The organism is Pseudomonas sp. NGC7 (assembly GCF_047159675.1).
Classification (GTDB): Bacteria; Pseudomonadota; Gammaproteobacteria; order Pseudomonadales; family Pseudomonadaceae; genus Aquipseudomonas; species Aquipseudomonas kermanshahensis.
Window position 1 is genome coordinate 3,648,944 of record NZ_BAAFZY010000001.1, and the last position, 19,850, is coordinate 3,668,793.

The 19,850-nt window shown below is 58.5% G+C and carries 20 protein-coding genes and 1 pseudogene; 12 read left to right on the forward strand and 9 right to left on the reverse strand.

Annotated features, from left to right (window positions below):
* Nucleotides 1-30: 30 nt before the first annotated feature.
* The gene (locus ACMCNM_RS16340) at nt 31-585 is read right to left on the reverse strand and encodes a TetR/AcrR family transcriptional regulator (protein WP_027593280.1); all 555 of its coding nucleotides are present in this window, start codon (nt 583-585) and stop codon (nt 31-33) included.
* A 129-nt stretch (nt 586-714) separates the two neighbouring features.
* On the opposite strand from ACMCNM_RS16340, the gene ACMCNM_RS16345 reads away from it, so the two are divergent.
* The 5 genes from ACMCNM_RS16345 (at nt 715) to ACMCNM_RS16365 (ending at nt 5,420) form a co-directional block, all read left to right on the forward strand.
* Nucleotides 715-1,554, forward strand: coding sequence for an alpha/beta fold hydrolase (locus ACMCNM_RS16345; RefSeq protein ID WP_099455847.1), 840 nt, complete (start codon nt 715-717; stop codon nt 1,552-1,554).
* A gap of 89 nt (nt 1,555-1,643) precedes the next feature.
* Nucleotides 1,644-2,726 carry an alkene reductase gene (locus tag ACMCNM_RS16350; protein WP_412764936.1) on the forward strand — a complete coding sequence of 361 codons (1,083 nt, stop codon included), beginning with the start codon at nt 1,644-1,646 and terminating at the stop codon, nt 2,724-2,726.
* Nucleotides 2,727-2,762: 36 nt separating this feature from the next.
* Complete coding sequence (locus tag ACMCNM_RS16355; RefSeq protein ID WP_412764937.1) at nt 2,763-3,596, forward strand: alpha/beta fold hydrolase; 834 nt, start codon at nt 2,763-2,765, stop codon at nt 3,594-3,596.
* A 26-nt stretch (nt 3,597-3,622) separates the two neighbouring features.
* Entirely contained in the window at nt 3,623-4,366 is a 744-nt protein-coding gene (locus ACMCNM_RS16360; protein WP_412764938.1) for an SDR family NAD(P)-dependent oxidoreductase, read from the forward strand.
* A 52-nt stretch (nt 4,367-4,418) separates the two neighbouring features.
* Nucleotides 4,419-5,420 (forward strand): NADP-dependent oxidoreductase, encoded by a 1,002-nt coding sequence (locus ACMCNM_RS16365; protein WP_412764939.1) that lies wholly within the window; start codon nt 4,419-4,421, stop codon nt 5,418-5,420.
* Between the two features lie 112 nt (nt 5,421-5,532).
* On the opposite strand, the gene ACMCNM_RS16370 is transcribed toward ACMCNM_RS16365, so the two are convergent.
* The 8 genes from ACMCNM_RS16370 to ACMCNM_RS16405 all read right to left on the reverse strand — a co-directional run bounded on the left by ACMCNM_RS16370 (nt 5,533) and on the right by ACMCNM_RS16405 (nt 13,207).
* Nucleotides 5,533-5,952: a winged helix-turn-helix domain-containing protein gene (locus tag ACMCNM_RS16370; RefSeq protein WP_412764940.1), complete on the reverse strand. Its 420-nt coding sequence runs from the start codon at nt 5,950-5,952 to the stop codon at nt 5,533-5,535.
* An 11-nt stretch (nt 5,953-5,963) separates the two neighbouring features.
* A complete protein-coding gene (grxB, locus tag ACMCNM_RS16375) occupies nt 5,964-6,599 on the reverse strand; it encodes a glutaredoxin 2 (RefSeq protein WP_412764941.1) in 636 nt (211 codons plus the stop codon).
* 38 nt (nt 6,600-6,637) lie between these two features.
* Entirely contained in the window at nt 6,638-7,390 is a 753-nt protein-coding gene (locus ACMCNM_RS16380) for an SDR family NAD(P)-dependent oxidoreductase (RefSeq protein ID WP_099454167.1), read from the reverse strand.
* Between the two features lie 59 nt (nt 7,391-7,449).
* Entirely contained in the window at nt 7,450-9,480 is a 2,031-nt protein-coding gene (locus ACMCNM_RS16385; protein ID WP_238214223.1) for a pyrroloquinoline quinone-dependent dehydrogenase, read from the reverse strand.
* 11 nt (nt 9,481-9,491) lie between these two features.
* Complete coding sequence (locus ACMCNM_RS16390) at nt 9,492-9,890, reverse strand: glucose dehydrogenase (protein WP_027593271.1); 399 nt, start codon at nt 9,888-9,890, stop codon at nt 9,492-9,494.
* A 31-nt stretch (nt 9,891-9,921) separates the two neighbouring features.
* The gene (locus ACMCNM_RS16395) at nt 9,922-11,223 is read right to left on the reverse strand and encodes an MFS transporter (protein ID WP_274885321.1); all 1,302 of its coding nucleotides are present in this window, start codon (nt 11,221-11,223) and stop codon (nt 9,922-9,924) included.
* Nucleotides 11,224-11,351: 128 nt separating this feature from the next.
* Nucleotides 11,352-12,353, reverse strand: coding sequence for a transketolase family protein (locus ACMCNM_RS16400; RefSeq protein ID WP_027593269.1), 1,002 nt, complete (start codon nt 12,351-12,353; stop codon nt 11,352-11,354).
* On the reverse strand, nt 12,350-13,207 hold the full coding sequence (locus ACMCNM_RS16405; RefSeq protein WP_412764942.1) for a transketolase: 858 nt from the start codon (nt 13,205-13,207) through the stop codon (nt 12,350-12,352). Before ACMCNM_RS16405 ends, ACMCNM_RS16400 begins: the two co-directional genes overlap by 4 nt.
* Nucleotides 13,208-13,357: 150 nt before the next feature.
* Here ACMCNM_RS16405 and ACMCNM_RS16410 point away from each other — a divergent pair, with 150 nt between their 5' ends.
* The 7 genes and pseudogenes from ACMCNM_RS16410 to ACMCNM_RS16440 form a co-directional block, all read left to right on the forward strand.
* Nucleotides 13,358-14,248: a LysR substrate-binding domain-containing protein gene (locus ACMCNM_RS16410; RefSeq protein WP_412764943.1), complete on the forward strand. Its 891-nt coding sequence runs from the start codon at nt 13,358-13,360 to the stop codon at nt 14,246-14,248.
* 164 nt (nt 14,249-14,412) lie between these two features.
* Nucleotides 14,413-15,324 carry a LysR family transcriptional regulator gene (locus tag ACMCNM_RS16415; protein ID WP_085272853.1) on the forward strand — a complete coding sequence of 304 codons (912 nt, stop codon included), beginning with the start codon at nt 14,413-14,415 and terminating at the stop codon, nt 15,322-15,324.
* Between the two features lie 98 nt (nt 15,325-15,422).
* Entirely contained in the window at nt 15,423-16,343 is a 921-nt protein-coding gene (locus tag ACMCNM_RS16420; protein ID WP_027593265.1) for a hydroxymethylglutaryl-CoA lyase, read from the forward strand.
* The gene (locus ACMCNM_RS16425; protein ID WP_412764944.1) at nt 16,343-17,545 is read left to right on the forward strand and encodes a CaiB/BaiF CoA transferase family protein; all 1,203 of its coding nucleotides are present in this window, start codon (nt 16,343-16,345) and stop codon (nt 17,543-17,545) included. The genes ACMCNM_RS16420 and ACMCNM_RS16425 overlap by 1 nt, the downstream gene beginning before the upstream one ends.
* Nucleotides 17,546-18,070 (forward strand): gamma carbonic anhydrase family protein, encoded by a 525-nt coding sequence (locus ACMCNM_RS16430; protein ID WP_238214229.1) that lies wholly within the window; start codon nt 17,546-17,548, stop codon nt 18,068-18,070.
* A 67-nt stretch (nt 18,071-18,137) separates the two neighbouring features.
* The gene (locus ACMCNM_RS16435) at nt 18,138-19,454 is read left to right on the forward strand and encodes an MFS transporter (protein WP_186678541.1); all 1,317 of its coding nucleotides are present in this window, start codon (nt 18,138-18,140) and stop codon (nt 19,452-19,454) included.
* A 2-nt stretch (nt 19,455-19,456) separates the two neighbouring features.
* A pseudogene (locus tag ACMCNM_RS16440) lies at nt 19,457-19,774 on the forward strand (OprD family outer membrane porin); the annotation flags it as partial.
* Nucleotides 19,775-19,850: the final 76 nt, after the last annotated feature.

The window sequence follows — 19,850 nt, forward strand, 5'->3', positions numbered from 1 at the left end:
TGACGCTCATGGGGAATGGATGGGCCTGTCTCAAGGCGTCAATTTGTCCATGATCTGCTCACGGCACACGCTGAGCACTTCATCAGCAAGTGGTGAGTCGTCCGGACAAGCGCGAGACAGAATCAAGGCGCCGAGGGCGTGTGCGAAGGTGTCGATGATTTCCGCACGACTTGCTTTCGGTTCGTCATCCTTGCCCTGTAAAACCTCCAGCAACTTTTCAATCCCAGCCTCGTAAGCTGCTTTGATGTCATTGGACTGTCGAGCGGCGTCTCCGCCCAGTGCCGCTAGGGTGCAACCTTTCCCTTTCTCATCGCGGTGCTTGCGGGACAGGTAGAAATTGACGAAGTCGGCGAGTTCGATGCCCTGCATCTGCTCGACCGTCTTGTTGATTCCGCACGTCGCGGATTCACCTATCAAATCCGCCTTGGATTTGAAGTGTTTGTAAAAACCGCCGTGGGTGAATCCGGCAGCTCCCATGAGGTCTGCAACACCCACGCCGTCGTAGCCGCGCTCACGGAATAGCGTGGAGGACGTTTCCACGATATGGGCCCGGTTAGCTTGTGCTTGGGCCTTGGTGACCTTCATTTCTCAGCTCTCTTCGCTATCAAGCCAACCAATATCATACATTGATGACGTTCATAATCAAAGTTGTTGACTGGATTGATGACGATCATCATCATTAGGCTATGTCTTCCACTGAGAGAGCAAAATGTCATGAGCTATACCCATCTCACCGTTCCGACCCGCACAGTAGAAGTAGGCGGCGACACCTTCACCTACCGTCGCTGGGGTAATACTTCAGGTGTTCCCCTGGTCTTCATTGCCCACTTCCGTGGTGGGCTCGATCACTGGGATCCGATCATCACTGATGGTCTGGCTGCGGGTCGTGAAGTCATCCTGCTGAACGGTAGGGGTGTAGCGTCGTCGTCGGGAACACCGGCCACGACCATTGAGCAAATGGCGGATGACATTGCAGCGGCCATCAAGGCACTGGGGCTGACCCAAGTCGACCTGCTTGGCTTCTCCATCGGTGGTCTGCAAGTTCAGGAGGTGGCGCTTCGTCACCCCGAGTTGGTACGCAAGCTTTTGCTGCTCGGCACCGGACTGCGCGGTGGTGATCCAACCATGGCGGAGGGGGTGAGAGAGGCCGCTTCGAACCCCGTTCCGACCATCGAAAACTTCCTGTTCCTCTTCTTCGGTCGTTCGGAAGCAGCCAAGAAGGCGGGCCTGGCGTTCTGGGAGCGCCGCAACCAGCGCGCCGATCAAGACACCCCAAGCTCGATTGATGTCGCCATGGCACAGGGCGCTGCTTTTGCAGCCTATGTCCAGTCGGCACAGGGCGAGAACCGCTTCTCTTACCTCAACGAGCTCAAGCAGCCCACCTTGGTAGTCAATGGCGTCGACGACGTCATGATCCCTTCGATCAATTCGTGGAGCCTGGTGCAGAACATCCCGAATGCCCAGCTGCTGATCTACCCGGACTCCGGTCACGCCGCTCACTTCCAGTACCCCGAGCGCTTCCTGAAACACGCTCTCCAATTCTTGGAAGAGTAAGGCCACCCCCACCTGGGCTGCTGGGGGCGCGTAAGCGTCTTCAATAGCGGTGTGTTTGAAACCTAATTCGTAGTATCGGAATGTTGAGAATGACTGAGAAATCCGTATTTGAGCCCTACACCCTTGGGGCAATCACCCTTTCCAACCGTGTCGTGATGGCGCCGCTGACGCGCAACCGAGCGGAGGAGGGCCTGCTGCCGAGCCAGTTCGCCGCTACCTACTACAGCCAGCGCGCTTCTGCAGGGTTGTTGATCACTGAAGCTACCCAAGTTTCAAAGCAAGCTCAGGGCTACCAGAATACGCCCGGCATCTTCACCCAAGAACAGGTGAACGCTTGGCGCGAAGTGACCGATGCCGTCCATGCTGAGGGTGGTCGTATCTTCCTTCAGATCTGGCACGTTGGCCGGGTATCGCACGTCGTTTACCAGGACGGTCAACCGCCTGTAGCACCTTCTGCAATCCGAGCTGCTGCCAAGGTCTCCGTGAATAACGAACTTGTGGATGTCTCCGAGCCTCGTGCGCTTCGTATCGAAGAACTCCCAGGCATTGTCGAAGACTTCCGACAGTCTGCAGCTAACGCCATCAAGGCCGGCTTCGATGGGGTCGAGATCCATGCAGCCAACGGCTACCTGCTGGATCAATTCCTGAAGGACAGCGCGAACAAACGTACCGACGCTTATGGTGGTTCGGTAGCCAACCGGGCACGGCTCGTTCTGGAAATTGCCCAGGCGGTGGCATCAGAAATTGGCGCCGAGCGCACGGGCATCCGCATTTCGCCTGTCTCCCCGTTCAATGATGTTTCCAGCACCAACGCTCAAGAGCAGTACGACTACTTGATCGACAAGCTCAATGAGCTTGGCCTGGTGTACCTCCACGTTATTGAAGGTGTGCCGGGTGGCCCACGTGATATTGCTCCGTTCGATTACGCCGGGCTGCGCAAGCGCTTCACCAACACCGTGATCGTCAACAACGGCTACGACGTGGAGCTCGCTTCCTCTCAATTGACGTCAGGTCAAGCAGATCTGTTTGCGATTGGTCGGCCCTTCATCGCAAACCCTGACTTGGTCGAGCGATTGAACTCCGGTGCTGCGCTGGCAAGCTTCGACCCCGCGACACTCTACGGCGGCGGTGCAGCGGGTTACATCGATTATCCCGCACTGGAAAACGCTTAAGCCCAGCGCGTCTATCTTCAATTCGAGATCATTGATATGACCCAGTACATCGCCGCACCCAACCAGACCCTCGAGATCGATGGTGTTGCCTTCGCTTACCGTGAGCTCGGGCGCAAAGGTGGCGTTCCCCTCATCCTCCTGAATCATTGGGGAGCCGTTCTCGACAACTTCGATCCACGCATCGTCGACGAGCTGGCTAAGCATCACCATGTAATCGCCACGGACTATCGCGGCATTGGTTTGTCTGGTGGTGTCGCGCCGCTTACCGTCGCAGAAATGGCCCGCGATTCCGTGGCGTTTATCAAGGCGCTGGGCTTCGACAAGGTCGACCTCTTCGGCTTCTCGTTGGGTGGCTTCGTTGCTCAGGAGATCGCGATCACCCAGCCTGGCCTGGTGCGTAAACTGATCCTGACCGGCACCGGCCCTGCCGGGGGCAAGGACATTGACCAAGTCGCCGTGGTTTCCATGCCGCTGATCCAGAAGGCGATGTCCGAAGGAATTGATCCGAAGACCTATCTCTTCTTCACGTCGAGCGAGGCGAGCCAGCAGGCTGCTAATGCTTTTCTGAATGCCATGCTTGAACGCCAGAGCGACCGCGATCTTCCTGTCACTCAGGAAGTCTTCGGTCGCCAGCTTCAAGCCATTCAGGCCTGGGGGCAGCAAGCTCCACAGGACTTGTCTAGCCTGGATATTCCGGTGCTTATCGCCAACGGTGACCAAGACATCATGGTTCCGTCCGCACTTAGCAGCGATATGGCAGAGCGCATTTCTGGCTCTACGCTGGTTATCTACGAGGATGCTGGTCACGGAGGAATTTTCCAGAACCATGCTGACTTCTCTTCGAAAGCTCTCGCATTTCTTCGTGACTAAGACAACCGCAGCCAGGAGTCGGACAAATGAGTCAGCCTACTGCAATCGTGTTCGGTGTTGGCACTACCCGAGGTGTCGGGGGAGCGGTCTGTAAGCGTTTTGCCCAAGAGGGGTATCACGTCATTGTCACAGGCCGAACTTTGGAAAAGATCGAGGAAGTCGTTGCAGACATTCGGAGTTCCGGCATAGGGAGCGCCGAAGCGTTGCAGACTGATGTCACCGTCGAAGAGCAAGTCATCGCAGCGTTTGATCTTGCGATGTCTCCAGGCGCGGGCCGAGCCCCTGCCGACGTCGTGGTGTTCAACGCGGGCAATAACGCCCTGATCGATTTCACTCAGCTCACAGCCAGCCAGTTCGAGGACTTTTGGCGAGTAGGCTGCTACTCGGGCTTCCTCGTTGGCAGAGAAGCAGCCAGGCGGCTGGTTCCTTTGGGTCGTGGCACCGTGATTTTTACCGGTGCTTCAGGAAGCTTGAGGGGCAAGCCTGGCTTTGCCCACTTTGCCGCCGCCAAGGCGGGATTGCGAATGATCTCCCAGAGCATGGCACGCGAGTATGGGCCTAAGGGCATTCATGTTGCTCACGTCGTGATCGATGGCGGGATCCTGGGTGACCGACTGCGAAATGCCGCCCCGGCCAGGGTGGAGAGCATCGGGTCAGAAGGGCTGTTGGGATACGAGGCGATTGCTGAGAACTACTGGACGTTGCATCGCCAGCCACGATCCGCCTGGACTCAAGAACTCGACCTTAGGCCGTTCAAAGAAAGTTGGTGATCGCCTGATCACCTGCACTTCCGGCACATCTACGTTTTGGAATTTTGAAGATATGAAAGCGTTTCTGATTGATCGCTACGGCAAAGACGTCGTTGGTGATATCACTGAAGTGCCAGAGCCAAAGGTGGGTGATTTCGATGTTCTGGTTGAGACTCACGCTGCAAGCGTGAACGTTCTTGATATCAAAATCCGCAAGGGCGAGTTCAAGCGGATTCTGCCTTTCCAGATGCCCCTGATCTTGGGTAACGATGTCGCTGGCATCGTGAAACGGATCGGTGGGAAAGTCAGCCGCTTCCAGGTGGGCGACGAGGTGTACGCACGTGTCGGCCAGGCGCGTATGGGCGGCTTTGCGGAATTCGCGGCCGTCAACGAAGCGGCAGTCTCGCCCAAGCCTACCAATCTGAGCATGGAGGAGGCGGCTTCGCTGCCATTGGTGGGCCTCACAGCCTGGCAGGCTTTGGCGGAAATGGCCAAGGTTCAACCAGGGCAAAGGGTTCTGATTCATGCCGGTTCCGGTGGCGTCGGTAGCATCGCCATCCAAGTCGCCAAGCACCTGGGAGCATTCGTCGCAACAACCACGAGTACCGTCAATGTGCCGTGGGTTAAGGCGCTGGGTGCCGATGTGGTGATCGATTACAAGACCCAGCAGTTCGAATCGCAGTTGAGTGATTACGATGTCGTGCTCAGTGGGCTGGGCGGTGATGTTCTCGAAAAATCCCTCCAGGTACTTAAGCCAGGTGGTCAGTTGATTTCCATCTCTGGCCCACCTACCCCTGAGTTTGCTGAGCAGCTTCGCCTTTCCTGGTTGTTCAAGCAGGTCGTGCGTTTGATCAGCCGTGGGATCAGGAAAAAATCTGAGCAGAAGGGCGTCAGCTACAAGTTTCTGTTCATGAGGGAGAGTGGTGCGCAACTGGCTGATCTGGCCAAGCTGGTTGAGGCTGGGGTTATCAAGCCTGTAGTGGATCGCACCTTCCCATTGGATTCGACGCGTGATGCTCTGGCATACGTCGCGGAAGGCAGAGCCAAAGGTAAGGTAGTGGTGAAGGTGAGGTGATCACCTGGGCACAAAGGGGAGCGAAAGCTCCCCTTTGTCGGCTAGTCGCTAGTCTCGTCATCCGAGGCTCGGCATGTCATTCTTCAGAGATTCACGTGCCCAGTAGATTGGCTCAGAAGCCCCTCTCAGTCCGTAGTGACGAAGATGACTCAACCCCCCGAATGGTTAACCCTCTACCGCGTAGTGTCCTGATTTCGAACGGCGCTTGTAGGGCCTTAAGCACTTTTCTCAGATAACAAATTTGTACTTCTATGATCTTGGTACCGGGATTGAACTGGTATCCCCAAATTTCCTCATAGATCGTCGTTCGGCTCACGACGTTTCCTTGATGGCGAAGAAGCAATGTCAAAAGGCGGCAAGACGTGGCCTTGAGCGGAAAGTGAAGATCTTCGAATCTGACAGTCCGCGTGCTTGCATCCACGATGATCTCACGTACGGGCGTCGTGAAAGCTTGCTGATCTTCAAGATGTCCTAGGTAGGAATTGCCTCCCACGCCTTTCTGGGAGCTTACGCTGGGCTCTAAAATAGCCATCTATCTGTTGGTCAAGCAGCTTGGTTGAAGAGCAGGGGAACGCCACATGCCTCACTCAATCGATGCATGTAATCGCGCACTTGATCTGGGAATTCAACGGTTCGAACGATGGAGAGCGATCGCAATACGGGCCAAAGCGTGACATCGTTGATGCCGATTGTTGTTCTGTCCTTTACCAGCGGAACAAGGTCGTTGATCAGAGGTTGCAGTTCCGCCACCAGCTTGGATGTGGCTCCACGCAAAGCCTCCAGATCCCCGAAGGCTTGTTCCTCCCGCAGCCGGTACGCCTCTCTTGCCATTGGCGTGTTGATTTCTGCGAAGTCTGCCTGGACGAAGCGTGGTATGAATAGCTTGAGTGCCGTGGGCCAGGCTTCTTTGATCCAAGCGTCCAAGGTTGGGTCTTGCGGCGCCACCAGTACTGTCGGGCCGATGCCATCGAGATATCGCACGATATCTAGGCTTTCCCCAATATGGCTGCTGTCTTCCTTCTGCAGGATCGGCACAGCCTTTTTTCCAATCAGGCGCAGGGGCGTTTCGGCATCGCTCTCCATGATGACCTGAAGCATCACCGGGAGACTCTTGAGTCCAACGATCATCCGAGCACGCGTGCAGAACGGGCAATGTTCGTAAAAATAGAGTTTCATCATTCAAATTTATCCGGATTACTACCGTTGGGCCTGGATGCTCAGAACTGTACTGAGCGTGTCAGTCCGCCATCCACGAGCAAGTTTGTGCCGGTGGTAAAGCTTGCAGCAGGGCTGGCCAGGAATACGACTGCTTTGGCTACTTCATCGGGTGTAGCCATGCGGCCCAACGGGTTTTCAGCTAGGCATTTCGCGAAGGTCTCGGGCTGGTCGCGCTCTATGTCACCCCATACGCCCTCAGGAAAATATACGTTTCCTGGGGAGACAGAGTTCACCCGAATACCTTCGCGCGCATGGCGTGCAGAAAGCGTTTTACCGTAGTGCAGCAAGGCTGCTTTCAATACGCCGTATGGCTCGGCGAACATATCGACTTCGCGGCCCGATACGCTGGAAATTAGGACAACCGATGCGGCTTGCGATTCACGCAGGGCGGGCAAGGCGGCTTTGACCATCGTCGCACTTCCCAGTAAATCGGTGTCGAAGGCTCGCCGCCATGTCTGCAAGTCATCTCCGCCAGCCAGAGCGCTCACGTTCGGCACGACGATATCGATTCCTCCAAGACGCTGCGCTGCATCCGTGACCCACGCCTGCACCTGGTCGGGCTGGGTGACATCAACGGCGGTACCGATGGCGTCATGACCGAGTGCTTGTTGCGTCGTTTGGACGCCTGCGGTACCCCGAGCACAGAATGCCACCTTGGCGCCCTCATCGAGAAACAACTTGGCAATTGCCCGCCCGATACCCCTGGAAGCTCCGCTAACCAGTACGCGTTTACCTTGCAAGCCCAAATCCATGATCAAACTCCTCTGTGAATCAGTGTCAAGACGGGGCCCAAGTGGGCCCCGTCAAGGCATTACTTACGCAGCTTGTATGCGATGATTTCGTCGCTGGTGCCGGTTTCCATGAAGGCGTGGCCAGACGCTGAGACGAGCACATACTGCTCGCCATCAACCTCGTACGAGATCGGGTTGGCTTGGGCGCCCGCCGTCAATGCGTCTTCCCACAGCACCTCACCGGTAGCCGTGTCGATGGCTCGGAACAAGTTGTCAGTCGCCGCGCCGACGAAGGTGAGTCCACCTGCGGTGACCACCGTTCCGCCATTGTTCGGCAAGCCGATATTCAGTGGCAGATGCGACGGGATGCCGAAAGGCCCGTTGCGACGCGCGGTACCCAGCGGCTCGTCCCACACGGTCTTGCCGGTATCCAGGCTGATTGCACGAATTCCGCCATACGGTGGTGCCGAGCACGGTACGCCGGTGCCCCAGTTACGCCATCCCGCATTCACACTGATCGCGTAAGGCGCGTTGACCTGCGGATAGGTCGATGCTCCACCTTCGCCCTTGCCCGATTTGCTGCCAGCCTTGTTCAGCGAGGTCTCATCAACCTTTGGCGCATAGATAGGTTTGAGCCCCATCTTGTCTGCCTGTTCACGCGGTATGAGCTGGTTGAGGTTAGGAATGTCGTTGTAATTGGCGATTAGCAGTCGTCGAACTGGGTCGATCGCGACCGAACCCCAATCGGAGCCACCGTTGTAGCCTGGGTATTGAATCCAGGGACGATCCACCGATGGCGGCGTCAGGTAGCCTTCGTAGTTGGCCTGGCGGAACTGGATGCGGCACATCAACTGATCGAGTGGTGAGAAGCCCCACATGTCCGCTTCGGTTTTCGGCGCCTTGCGTAGAGTGTGCCACTCGGAGGTAGGTTGAGTATTAGCCAGGAATTGGGGTTCAACGGAGCCGCCTTTTGGTGCCTTGACTTCACCAATCGGAACCAGAGGCTCGCCAGTTGCGCGATCCAGGATGTAGATGTCACCCTGCTTCGTCGGCAGCAGCACTGCAGCCACTGGTTTTCCGTCCTTATCAGGGAAATCAAGAAGGGTTGGCTGACTGCCCAGATCATAATCCCACACATCATGGCGGATGGTCTGGAAGTGCCATACGTCCTTGCCCGTCTTCACGTCGACGGCCACCAGTGAGGTCGAATACTTGTTTTCTTCCTCGCTACGGTTGGAGCCGAAGTAATCAATTGAGGAGTTGCTGATCGGCAGGTAGACGTAGCCAAGCTGCTCATCGCCCACTGCAGCCGTCCACATATTCGGGGTGCCACGGGTGTAGGTGCTGCCTTCGGCTGGGCCATGAACGTTTTCAGGGTTACCCAGATCCCAAGCCCAGGCCATTTTCCCGGTGATCGCGTCGTAGCCGCGAATCACCCCAGAAGGTGCATCCTCGTCCTGACCGTCGCGGATTTGTGCTCCCGTGACCACCACGCCATTGACGATGGTAGGTGGCGCTGTAACCGCATACCATCCGGGGACTTTTTTGCCCAGACCTTCCCAAAGATCTACGGTGCCGTTTTGCCCGAAGTCCTTGCAAGGCTCGCCCGTGCGCAGATCTACAGCTACCAGCCTCGCATCCAGTGTCGCTTCTACCACACGGCTGCGGCATTGTGCGGACTCAGGGATCTCTGGCGCGGTATACACCGCTACGCCGCGGCATGCTGCTGCGTGAGGAATGGCCTGATCAGGAACTCCAGGGTCGTGACGCCAGTTTTCCTTGCCGGTTGCAGCATTGATCGAAATAAGGATGTTTTTAGCAGAGCACATCAGCAGGTCGTTGCCGACCTTGACCGGGGTTGTTTCAGGCGAGTACCGACTGCCAGGATTCGGCAAGTCCCGTGTGTGATACACAAATGCGCGCTCCAGGCGCCCGACGTTTTCCGGGGTAATCTGCTTGAGTGGGCTGAAGCGCTGAGCGTTGTGATCGCCGCCATAGAATGGCCAATCGCTGCCTACCTGAGGCATCTGCTGAGCTTGAGCGAACTGCATCTGAAGCACGCAAGAAATGGCGAGCGCCAGCGCGCTTCTGCATTTGACTGTTAGGAACATTACAAACCTCTTTACGCAGCAGAGCGGGGGGCGCGACGCAATGACGGCGACACGGCAAGGATCAACAACAGGATGACGGTGATTGCCACGAGACGTGGTACAAGCCCCCACCAGTTGAGTCCGACTTCCCATAAAGCCCAGACCAGTGTCAGGCCCCAGATCACGGCGAACAGGTACACAGCTGCTAATCGTTGCCTGCACAGCAGAACAGCGGTTACTACGCATCCCGCCCCGGTGAGGGCGTAATACCAGCTACCGCCCAAAGCCATCAGCCATACGCCTCCGCCAAAAAGGGCCATGCCAAATGCCCCCAGCGCCAGGGCTAACACGACGGTCGCCAGCCGCCATTTCCCGCTGTGACCAGCCGAGGCCCGGCCGTTGCTGCGGGATTCACTACTACGTTGATTCATGACGCCACTACTTCCTTCATTTGCTATTGATTCAGGCCACGGCCTGTTTGCCGGAGGCTGTAAAGCCGATGGGCCGACGTGTGCAGAACATCGAGAGGACTGAGCCGATCACAAGTAATGCGCCGACGACGACGAAGGCCAAGGCGAAGCTGCCAGAGCCGGCCACCACGTAGCCAGTCACGATCGGAGCGAGGAGACCGAACAGATTGCCGACTGCAGTGATAAAGCCAGCTGCAGTGCCGACATCGTCTTCCGAGCGCACCAGATCGTTGACCAGCGAGAGGTTCAGGGAAATCGCTGAGGCACAAGTGGCTAGCGAAAGCGTGATTACGAAAAGAATTGCCCAGGTATTGTCGATTGCAGGAACCAGGAAGATGATCGAAGACGCCAGCAAGACGCTGGCAACGACCATGCGCCTCTGTCCCGATTCTGCGGCCCCTGGGCGCATCACTTTGTCACTCCAGCGACCAATGACGATGGCAAGAATTGCAGCGCCCAGATACGGAATCGCGGTGTAGATACCGCTCGACATCACCGTCAGACCTTTCTCGGCTTGCAGATAGCTTGGCAACCAGGTCAGGAAGAAGTAGGTGGCATAGACCGCACATCCATGGGACAAGGCGATGGCCCACATGCTGCTAGAGCGAGCGAGGCCTTTCAGACCAAGGGAAACAGTCCGGGCAGGGTCTGCACTGGAAGAGACGCTGCCAGCGGCAATTTCTGCGCGTTCGGCATCCCCCAGCCACGGCGCTTTAGCGGGATGGCTGTACCACTTCAACCAGGCAGCCAGCCAGACGAAGCCCAATGCACCGGCCACGACAAATGCGATGCGCCAGCCGAATGTACTGATCAGCCAGCCGAAACCAATGGCACCAATGGCCGGCCCAACCAGGCTGCCGCTGTGGAAGACCGCAGTGGCCATACCGCGCTCTTTAAGCGGCATCCATTCGCGAATGACCCGGGCACCGGCGGGGTAGGTGGTAGCTTCTCCCATGCCCATGATCAGCCTGCAACTGAGCAAAGAGATGAAACCAGTCGACAATGCAGTGCAGGCCGTTGCAACCGACCAAACACCGATCCCATAACCATTAACCTTCTTGGGGCCGAAGCGGCCCACCAGATAGCCCATGGGGATGAGAGCGAGGAAATAGAGCCACACGAACGATGAGAAGAGGTATCCCATCGCAACTGGCGAGATATCGAATTCTTCCTTGAGGACTTTGGATGCGACTGAGAGCGAGACCCGGTCGACGTAGTTGATCAAGGTCAGGGTGAAGAGAAACGCATAGATCCATACACGTTTTTTCTTCAGGAGACTGGTGCCTTTTTGCATCGCCATCACCTTTGTACTTATTGGGACGATCCAGAGGAGTATCGGGCTGTACGGCACGAGCCCGCTCAACGAGCCCAGGCAGAAGGGCGTTCAACGTGAGCGGGTACCACCGTATGGTCAGAGAATGGTCAGCCTAGCCAGCGCTGAATGTTGGCGACCATGACGTCTTTGGAGATGCCGTAGCGGTCGTGCAATGTCGGCAGTGCGCCTGCATCCAGGAACTGATCGGGCAGCGCAACGTGACGTACTTCAGGCTGTACGCGGGCCTGCAACAACGCCATGGCGATGGCCTCACCCAGGCCGCCGATTTGAGTGTGGTTTTCCGCAATGACCACCAGACGGCCTTCGCGCCGGCATTGCTCCAGGATGGTCTGGACATCGAGCGGCTTAATTGTCGGAACGTGCAAAACGGCGGTGTCCACTTTGTGCTTGGCCAGTTCGTCTGCGACTTCCAGAGCACGCATCGTCATAAGGCCGGAGGAAATGACCAGCACATCGTTGCCATCTCGTAGGAGCTGGGCTTTACCGAGTTCGAATCGGTAATCGTACTCGTCGAGAATCAGCGGTACCCGCCCACGAGGCAGGCGCATATAGACAGGGCCGTCGTGCTCGGCGATCGCGGCCACGCACTGCTCGGTTTCCAATGCATCGCAAGGATCGATAACCATCATCTGCGGAATCGCGCGCATCATCGCCAGATCTTCTGTAGCCTGATGGCTCGGGCCGTACCCAGTCGTCAAGCCCGGCAGCGCTGCGCAGATTTTGACGTTCAGGTTTTCCTCAGCGATCACTTGATGAATGAAGTCATAAGCGCGTCGGGTGGCGAATACCGCGTAGGTGGTGGCGAAAGGCACGAAGCCTTCCTTCGCCATGCCGCCGGCAGCAGCCATGAGCAACTGCTCAGCCATGCCCATCTGCAGGAAACGCTCTGGATAGCGCTGGGCGAAAATGTGCAAGTCAGTGTACTTGGCCAAATCTGCAGTCATGCCGACAATGCGTGGGTTCTTTTGGCCTGCCTTTATCAAGGCGTGGCCGAACGGTGCTGACGTGGTGCGCTGACCCTCGCTTGCGATAGAGGCGATCATGGACGAAGTGGTGAGTTTCGGCTTTGTAGAGGAGGCGGCGTTCATTGTGGGCTCCGGGTCGCATAGATCTCGTCGAGGTCTGTAAGTGCTTGCTGCCACTCCTCGGGCTCGACCCTGATGAAGTGGTTCTTGTCCCGCTGCTCCAGGAAAGGCACACCCTTACCCATTAGCGTGTCGAACAGGATCACGCGAGGTTTGTCCCCCGTAAAACCGCGAGCAATGTCGAACGCCTCGATCACGGTTTGCAGGTCGTTGCCGTCTACACGCTGTACATGCCAGCCAAACGCTGCCCATTTATCGACCAGGGGTTCGAACTGGAGGATGTCATGGGAGGGGCCATCAGCCTGCTGGCGGTTGATGTCTACCAAGTTGATCAGGTTGCCCAACTGATGATGCGATGCCGACATAGCTGCTTCCCACACCGCCCCCTCATCCAGTTCTCCGTCGGACATCGAGTTGTAGACGAAGGCATCGTTGCCCTTCATGCGCAGAGCAAGAGCTTGGCCTACCGCGATCGCTAAGCCTTGACCGAGTGAACCACCCGAGATCTCCATGCCGGGCGTATAGGTCGCCATCCCGGACATCGGCAGTCGGCTGTCGTCGGAGCCGTAGGTTTCTAGCTCTTCTTCTGGAAGAACCCCTGCTTCCAAGAGGGCGGCGTATAGAGCAATGGCGTAATGCCCGTGTGACAGTAGGAAGCGGTCACGACCTTCCCATTCCGGGTCATCAGCACGAATATTCATGGCGTGGCAGTAGGCGACAGCAAGCACGTCGGCCCAGCCCAGCGCCTGGCCCACATAGCCCTGGCCTTGAACCTCTCCCATGCGCAAGGCGAAACGCCGAATACGCCACGCGTGTTCCGACATCCTGGCCAAAAGCGGGTGGTGAATCTCGGTCATATTGTTCTCCATTGGTGACCAGCGATCCGGGTTTACTGACGCAATCTATTCATCAGTCAGCAACCGTATTGGGTAATGCCCTGATATTCATGTAAAAATAGTGGCTCGACAAAAGGTTTAAATTCGTCAACTAATGAACTGGATTCATCTATGAAGCTTTTGAAACGGGTGCCTCTCCCTGCCCTCAGAGTTTTTGAAGCAGCGGGTCGTACCTGCTCTTTTGTCGAGGCAGCAAAGGAGCTCGATCTTTCCCCGAGCGCGGTCAGCCATGCGATTCGCAAACTGGAAGCGGCCGCAGGACTTACCCTCTTCACGCGGAACACGCGCCACACATCCCTGACGCTAGAAGGCGCCATGCTGCTGGATCACGTTCAGCGCGGGTTTGAAGAAATGAGTCGAGGCCTTGCGATCGCGACCAACGAGCCTGCGGTACCTCTACGTCTGCACACGGCGCCCACCTTCGCCAGCCAGTGGTTGGTGCCGCGGTTAGCGAGTTTCCTAGAAGACCACCCAGGAATTGATCTGCGTATTTCAGCGAGCACAGACTATGCGCTGTTCGATAACGATGATTTCGACCTGGACATCGTCTACGGTGAGCCCAGACCGTCGCCTCATGAGAAGACGCCGCTGCGCATCGAGGAGTTAACACCGCTGTGCAGCCCGGAGGTAGCCAAGCATCTGCACACCCCTCAGGATTTATATTCTCAGTTCCTAATCCAAAGCGACGGTCAGTCCGTCCAGTGGAGAGGCTGGTTTGCAGCGAATGGAATGCAGCCACCGAGTAACTACGGCTTGGCGTTTGACCGGAGCTCTATGGGCATAGCTGCTGCTGCAGGAGGTCTGGGCGTAGTACTTGAATCTGATTTGTTAGCCGAGCAGGAATTGGCGAGCGGTCGCTTGGTCAGTCCGCTTCGCCATGTCAGCAATAGCGTTCGGTACGTTGGTCACTACCTAGTGCATCCACGCCGACCTAGGCAGCCCCATGCAGTTTCTCAGTTTAAGCAGTGGATGTTCAAAGCACTATCAGCTCAAGCAATTTGAGCTGCCGAAGCCCAAGGCGTTGACGCTGGAGAATCAGACGGTGTGCACTGGCTTCTTGGAAATCCCCGCCGGCGGAGTCAAGCTAAGGCGATGAAGGAAATGCAAGCACCCTGGCTCGGCTGCTGCGGCAGCTATGCTCGTCGTCTCTAGTAGTGGGAAATGTGATGCAGCACCTCGATCACTTATCGTTGCACCTGTTCGTAATCATTTGCGAAGAAGGCACTATCGCCCGAGCCAGCGAGCGTGCATATATGGCGCCCTCCGCTGTCAGCAAGAGAATCTCGGACATTGAGGCGCGCTTTGGCATTACTCTGCTCAAACGCAGTAAGCGTGGCGTCGAACCTACCCCGGCGGGTGTCGCACTTTTGCGCCATGCACGAGGACTGACCCGCGCCATCGAATCTCTGCAAAGCGAACTGAGTGAATACGCGGACGGCGCACGCGGGCATGTGCGTGTGCTAGCCAATGTCTCGTCGATCATGGAGTTCCTTCCCGAGGAATTATCGGACTTCATGCTCGACAATCCGTTGATTCAGGCGGATATCGAAGAACGCTTCAGTCCGGATGTGGTGCGCGGGGTAGCGGAGGGCAATGCAGACCTGGGCATCTGCCGCAAGTCGATGGCCGTTGGCGACCTGGAGTTCGTGCCGTACCGGCAGGATCATCTGGCCGTGGTAGTTGGCGCCGATCACCCGCTGGCCGGGCGGGGCAGTATCGCGTTCGAAGAGACGCTGGATTACGAGCATCTGGGTTTGTCTGCATTCGCCACGCTCAATACCTTCATGCGCAACAGCGCTGAGGCGGCGGGCAAGGAATTGCGTTTTCGCTCGTACGTGTCGTCCTTTGACGCGGCCTATCGTCTGGTGCAGTTCGGCCTGGGCCTCGCAGTGTTCCCGCAGGAGGCGGTGGCGCGCTATGCGCAGCTGTTCGACCTGAGAGTGATCCCGCTGACCGATGACTGGGCGCTTGGCGAGTTCGTCATTTGCATGCGCGACCGCCATGCCTTGAGCCTGTCTGCGCGTCGCTTGCTCGACCATTTGCTGCTGCGTGCGCCGGCTTGGCAGACACGGAGCTGATCCATCGCGGCTGACGATGGATCAACCCGTGAAACACGTCTTTTCTGCCTGTCGTCCTGCTCTTAGTCTGGCCCCACGCTTCAGACAGAGAGACCGCGATGACAACAATAACAATCAACGAAGTCGGCATGCGCGATGGCCTGCAAAGCCTGCACACGGTAATGCCGACTGCCGCCAAGCTGCGCTGGATCGATCGCGCCTATGCCGCTGGCGTGCGCCATATGGAAGTTGCCTCGTTCGTGCCGGCCCGGCTGCTGCCGCAGATGGCCGATGCCAGACAGGTGGTGGGCCATGCCCTGACGTACCCCGATCTGCTGGTAACGGTGCTAGCACCCAACCTGCGTGGTGCGCAGGATGCGCTGGAGTCAGGCGCCCAGCGTATCGTCGCGCCGGTATCCGTCAGCACCGCCCACAGCCTGGCCAACGTGCGCCGTACGCCGCAGGAAATGGTCGAGGAACTGGGGCGCATGTGCCAACTGCGCAACGAGCTGGGGCGTCACGATGTGCAGATGATCGCCGGCATGTCGGTGGCCTTTGGCTGCACCCGCCAGGGCGATGTGCCATTGGCCGACCTGTGCGAGCTGACCCGCCAGGTGATCGAGGCGGGCTGCGACCTGGTCTCGCTGGGCGACACCACCGGCTACGCCAACCCCGGCCAGGTGGCTACTGTGATCCAGGCCGTTCGCTCCATTGCCGGCGAGCGACTGCGTGCCGCGCACTTCCACGACACCCGTGGCCTGGCCCTGGCCAACAGCCTGGTGGCGGTGCAGCAGGGTATTCGCGAGCTGGATGCATCGCTTGCCGGCCTTGGCGGTTGTCCGTTCGCACCAGGTGCGTCGGGCAATACGGTGACCGAAGACCTTGTGTTCATGCTGCAGAGCATGGGTTTTGACACTGGTATCGACCTGCCAGCGCTGATCGCTTCCCGCCAGCTGCTGCGCGAGGTGCTGCCGGATGAACCGCTTTACGGCGCTATTGCCCGCGCCGGCCTGCCGCTCAACTACCGAAGGAACGCGTAATGTCCAGACTCCCCTTGGACGGCATTCGTGTCGTCGAGATTTCGCACATGGTCATGGGCCCCACCTGCGGCATGATCCTGGGTGACCTGGGTGCCGAAGTGATCAAGATCGAACCCACCCGCGGGGACGGCACTCGCCGCTTGCTCGGGGCGGGGGCGGGGTTCTTCCGCACCTTCAACCGCAACAAGCAGTGTATCGCCGTCGACCTCGACACCCACCAGGGCCGTGAGGCGGTGCTGACGCTGATCGACAGCGCCGACGTATTCATCGAGAACTTCAAACCCGGGCGCATGCACACACTGGGCTTCGACTACGCCACGCTGCGCCAGCGTAATCCACGGTTGATCTATGCCTCGCACAAGGGCTTCCTCAGTGGCCCGTACGACAACCGCCTAGCCTTGGACGAAGTGGTGCAGATGATGGCCGGCCTGGCCTACATGACCGGGCCGGTGGGCCGCCCCTTGCGCGCCGGCAGTTCGGTAAACGACATCATGGGCGGCATGTTCGGCGCCATTGGTGTACTGGCCGCGCTCAACGAGCGCAACACCACGGGTGTCGGCCGCGAAGTGCAGAGTGCACTATACGAAAACTGCGTGTTGCTCGCGGCCCAGCACATGCAGCAGTACGTGGTGACCGGCCAGGCAGCGGCGCCGATGCCCAACCGCATCAGTGCCTGGGCGGTCTACGACGTGTTCACCTTCGCGGGCGGCGAGCAGATGTTCGTCGCTGCCACGGGTGAAGGCCAGTGGCAGGCCCTGTGCCAGTTGCTGGGCCAGACCGCCTTGCTCGACGACCCGACCTTGGCGACCAACAATGACCGGGTATTGCAGCGGCCGCGGCTGCTGGCGGATCTGGCCGAGGTGTTCGCCAATCTCGATGCCCAGCAATTGGCTACGGAACTGGAGGCGAACAGTATTCCGTTCGCGCCGATCCGCCGCCCAGAAGAACTGTTCGACGACCCGCACCTGATCCAGAGCGGTGGCATGGCGAACCTGCTGCTGGAAGATGGCAGCAGCACGCCGATGCCCTTGCTGCCGCTGTCGCTGGATGGCCAGCGCCTGCAGCCGCGCCGGCCGATCCCGCGGATTGGCGAACACACGCACAAGGTCATGCGCGAGCTGGGCTATAGCGATGAACGCATCGCCGAGCTGTGTGCGGCGGGGGTGCTGAAAACCGACGACCCGGCCCAGGGAGTGCACTGAATGGCCATCTATCGATACGACAAACTGACCCCGACCCTTCACCCGGAAACCTTCATCGCCGAGGACGCCACGGTAATCGGCGATGTCACCCTGGAGCAGGGCGTGAGCGTGTGGCCGCAGGCAGTGTTGCGCGGTGACAACGAGCCGATCCGCATCGGCCAGCACAGCAATGTTCAGGAAGGGGCGGTGCTGCATGCCGACCCAGGGTTTGCCCTGACCGTGGGTCGCAACGTCACCATCGGCCATCAGGCCATGCTGCACGGCTGCAGCATCGGCGATGGCGCGCTGGTCGGGATCCAGGCGGTGGTGCTCAATGGCGCGGTGATCGGCCGCAACTGCCTGGTCGGAGCCGGCGCCATCGTCACCGAAGGCAAGGTGTTCCCCGACAACTCCCTGATTCTCGGCGCGCCGGCCAAGGTGGTGCGTGAGCTGAGCCCCGAAGCCGTCGCCGGCATGCACGCCAATGCCGCCGAGTACGTGCGCAAGGGCCAGGCCTTCAAGGAAAAGCTCGTGCGCATTGGCTGACACGTTGTACGCGGCGCCCTCAACGGGCGCCGTCGCTCTCCAATAATTACAAAAATGGAGATTCACCATGGTTGCCTTGACTGGCGAAGTGGCGCGCGAGCGCGCCGACAGCCACATCGACGAACTGCTGCTTTACCGCCGCGTGGCTTGGCGCATCATGCCGCTGGCCATCATCTGTTTCCTTTTTTCCTACTTCGACCGCATCAACATCAGTTTCGCCAAGACTCAGATGCAGGCTGAGCTGGGCCTGAGCGACGCCGCCTACGGACTGGCCGCGAGCATGTTCTTCATCGGCTACGTGCTGTTCGAAGTGCCGAGCAGTTTGGGCCTCAAGCGCTACGGGGCGCCGGCCTGGATCTGCCGGATCATGGTGTCGTGGGGCCTGGCCACGGCGGCCCTGGTATTCGCCTACACCCATTACACGCTGTATTTCCTGCGCTTTCTGATCGGAGTAATGGAAGCGGGTTTCGGCCCGGCGATCCTGTTCTACTTGGCCTGCTGGTTCCCTAAGAAACACTTGGCAAAAATGAACGGCCTGTGGTTCCTTGCCGTGCCCTTGGCCGGGGCGGTGGGCGGGCCGGCTGCGGGCTTCCTGCTGGGAACCATGGATGGTGTATTGGGCCTGGCGGGCTGGCACTGGCTGTTTCTGATGTCGGGTTTGCCATGCGTGTTTCTGGGGCTGCTGGTGCTAAGGAAGCTTGACCGCGACATCGAGTCGGCCAGATGGCTTAGCCGCCAGGAGAAAGACCTGCTGGCGGAGAACTTGGCTCAGGACAGGCGCGTGCAGAAACCAATTCTGGGGTCAATCTGGCAGGTGTTGCTGACCCGCGAAGTGGCGATCATGGCGTTCATTTACTACGTGGTGAAAACTGCTTCCTACGGCCTGAACTTTTGGATGCCACACCTGATCAAGTCGTCCGGCGTGCAGGACATGCTGTGGGTCGGCGTGCTGTCGGCATTGCCGTATGCAGTGGCCTGCATTGGCATGGTGTGGTTGACCCGCCGATCCGACCGTACGGGTGAGCGCAAGCGCTACTTGGTGTACTGCCTTCTGGCCGCCGCTTGCGGTTATCTGCTGGCTTGCCTGTACTCCGACTCGTCGGTGGCCATGATGGCTGCGCTGGTGCTGGCCACCGCAGGCACATTCATCGCCATCCCGATCTTCTGGACAATTCCCCAATCGACTTTCTCAGGGCTGGCCATCGCCACGGGCACTGCGGCGATAAACTCGGTTGGCCAACTGAGCGGCATCGTCGCGCCGGTGATGGTTGGTAAAATCAATGACCTTACCGGCAGCAGCTACATGGGCATGCTGTCGATTGCACCGCTGATCCTGATCGCTTGCCTGGTGGTGATGCGCTGCGTCAGAAATCCCAAGGCGTAACCATGAATGTATCCTCCTCCCGGCGGGCATCGCTGATGCTCGCGGCGCTTGGCTGCGCGTGCCAGGCGGCCCAGGCAGGCTTTGCCGACGACGGCAAGGGCAGCCTGGAGGTGCGCAACCTCTACTTCGACCGCGATTTCCATGGTGATACCGCCAGCCAGTCGCGACGCGCCGAGTGGGCCCAGGGCTTCATGCTCAAGTGGCAGTCCGGTTATTCCGATGGCGTTGTCGGCTTTGGCCTGGATGCAGTCGGTATATTGGGCATCAAGCTAGACTCTTCGCCCGACCGCAGCGGCACCGGCCTCTTGCCGCTGGCATCTCTACATCTCCGCATTGCTTCATAACAATCTATAACATTGCGGGCAAGCATAGCAAAGCGGAGCTAAGGTGCCTCTA

Bases quoted from the DNA above. Each gene is read 5' to 3' on its own strand.
- ACMCNM_RS16400 (WP_027593269.1), bottom strand. From the start codon at position 12,353: ATGAACGCCGCCTCCTCTACAAAGCCGAAACTCACCACTTCGTCCATG.
- ACMCNM_RS16395 (WP_274885321.1), bottom strand. From the start codon at position 11,223: ATGCAAAAAGGCACCAGTCTCCTGAAGAAAAAACGTGTATGGATCTAT.
- ACMCNM_RS16350 (WP_412764936.1), top strand. From the start codon at position 1,644: ATGACTGAGAAATCCGTATTTGAGCCCTACACCCTTGGGGCAATCACC.
- ACMCNM_RS16410 (WP_412764943.1), top strand. From the start codon at position 13,358: ATGAAGCTTTTGAAACGGGTGCCTCTCCCTGCCCTCAGAGTTTTTGAA.
- ACMCNM_RS16435 (WP_186678541.1), top strand. From the start codon at position 18,138: ATGGTTGCCTTGACTGGCGAAGTGGCGCGCGAGCGCGCCGACAGCCAC.
- ACMCNM_RS16420 (WP_027593265.1), top strand. From the start codon at position 15,423: ATGACAACAATAACAATCAACGAAGTCGGCATGCGCGATGGCCTGCAA.
- ACMCNM_RS16415 (WP_085272853.1), top strand. From the start codon at position 14,413: ATGCAGCACCTCGATCACTTATCGTTGCACCTGTTCGTAATCATTTGC.
- ACMCNM_RS16360 (WP_412764938.1), top strand. From the start codon at position 3,623: ATGAGTCAGCCTACTGCAATCGTGTTCGGTGTTGGCACTACCCGAGGT.
- ACMCNM_RS16340 (WP_027593280.1), bottom strand. From the start codon at position 585: ATGAAGGTCACCAAGGCCCAAGCACAAGCTAACCGGGCCCATATCGTG.
- ACMCNM_RS16345 (WP_099455847.1), top strand. From the start codon at position 715: ATGAGCTATACCCATCTCACCGTTCCGACCCGCACAGTAGAAGTAGGC.
- ACMCNM_RS16355 (WP_412764937.1), top strand. From the start codon at position 2,763: ATGACCCAGTACATCGCCGCACCCAACCAGACCCTCGAGATCGATGGT.
- ACMCNM_RS16425 (WP_412764944.1), top strand. From the start codon at position 16,343: ATGTCCAGACTCCCCTTGGACGGCATTCGTGTCGTCGAGATTTCGCAC.
- ACMCNM_RS16370 (WP_412764940.1), bottom strand. From the start codon at position 5,952: ATGGCTATTTTAGAGCCCAGCGTAAGCTCCCAGAAAGGCGTGGGAGGC.
- grxB (WP_412764941.1), bottom strand. From the start codon at position 6,599: ATGATGAAACTCTATTTTTACGAACATTGCCCGTTCTGCACGCGTGCT.
- ACMCNM_RS16390 (WP_027593271.1), bottom strand. From the start codon at position 9,890: ATGAATCAACGTAGTAGTGAATCCCGCAGCAACGGCCGGGCCTCGGCT.
- ACMCNM_RS16365 (WP_412764939.1), top strand. From the start codon at position 4,419: ATGAAAGCGTTTCTGATTGATCGCTACGGCAAAGACGTCGTTGGTGAT.
- ACMCNM_RS16380 (WP_099454167.1), bottom strand. From the start codon at position 7,390: ATGGATTTGGGCTTGCAAGGTAAACGCGTACTGGTTAGCGGAGCTTCC.
- ACMCNM_RS16385 (WP_238214223.1), bottom strand. From the start codon at position 9,480: ATGTTCCTAACAGTCAAATGCAGAAGCGCGCTGGCGCTCGCCATTTCT.
- ACMCNM_RS16430 (WP_238214229.1), top strand. From the start codon at position 17,546: ATGGCCATCTATCGATACGACAAACTGACCCCGACCCTTCACCCGGAA.
- ACMCNM_RS16405 (WP_412764942.1), bottom strand. From the start codon at position 13,207: ATGACCGAGATTCACCACCCGCTTTTGGCCAGGATGTCGGAACACGCG.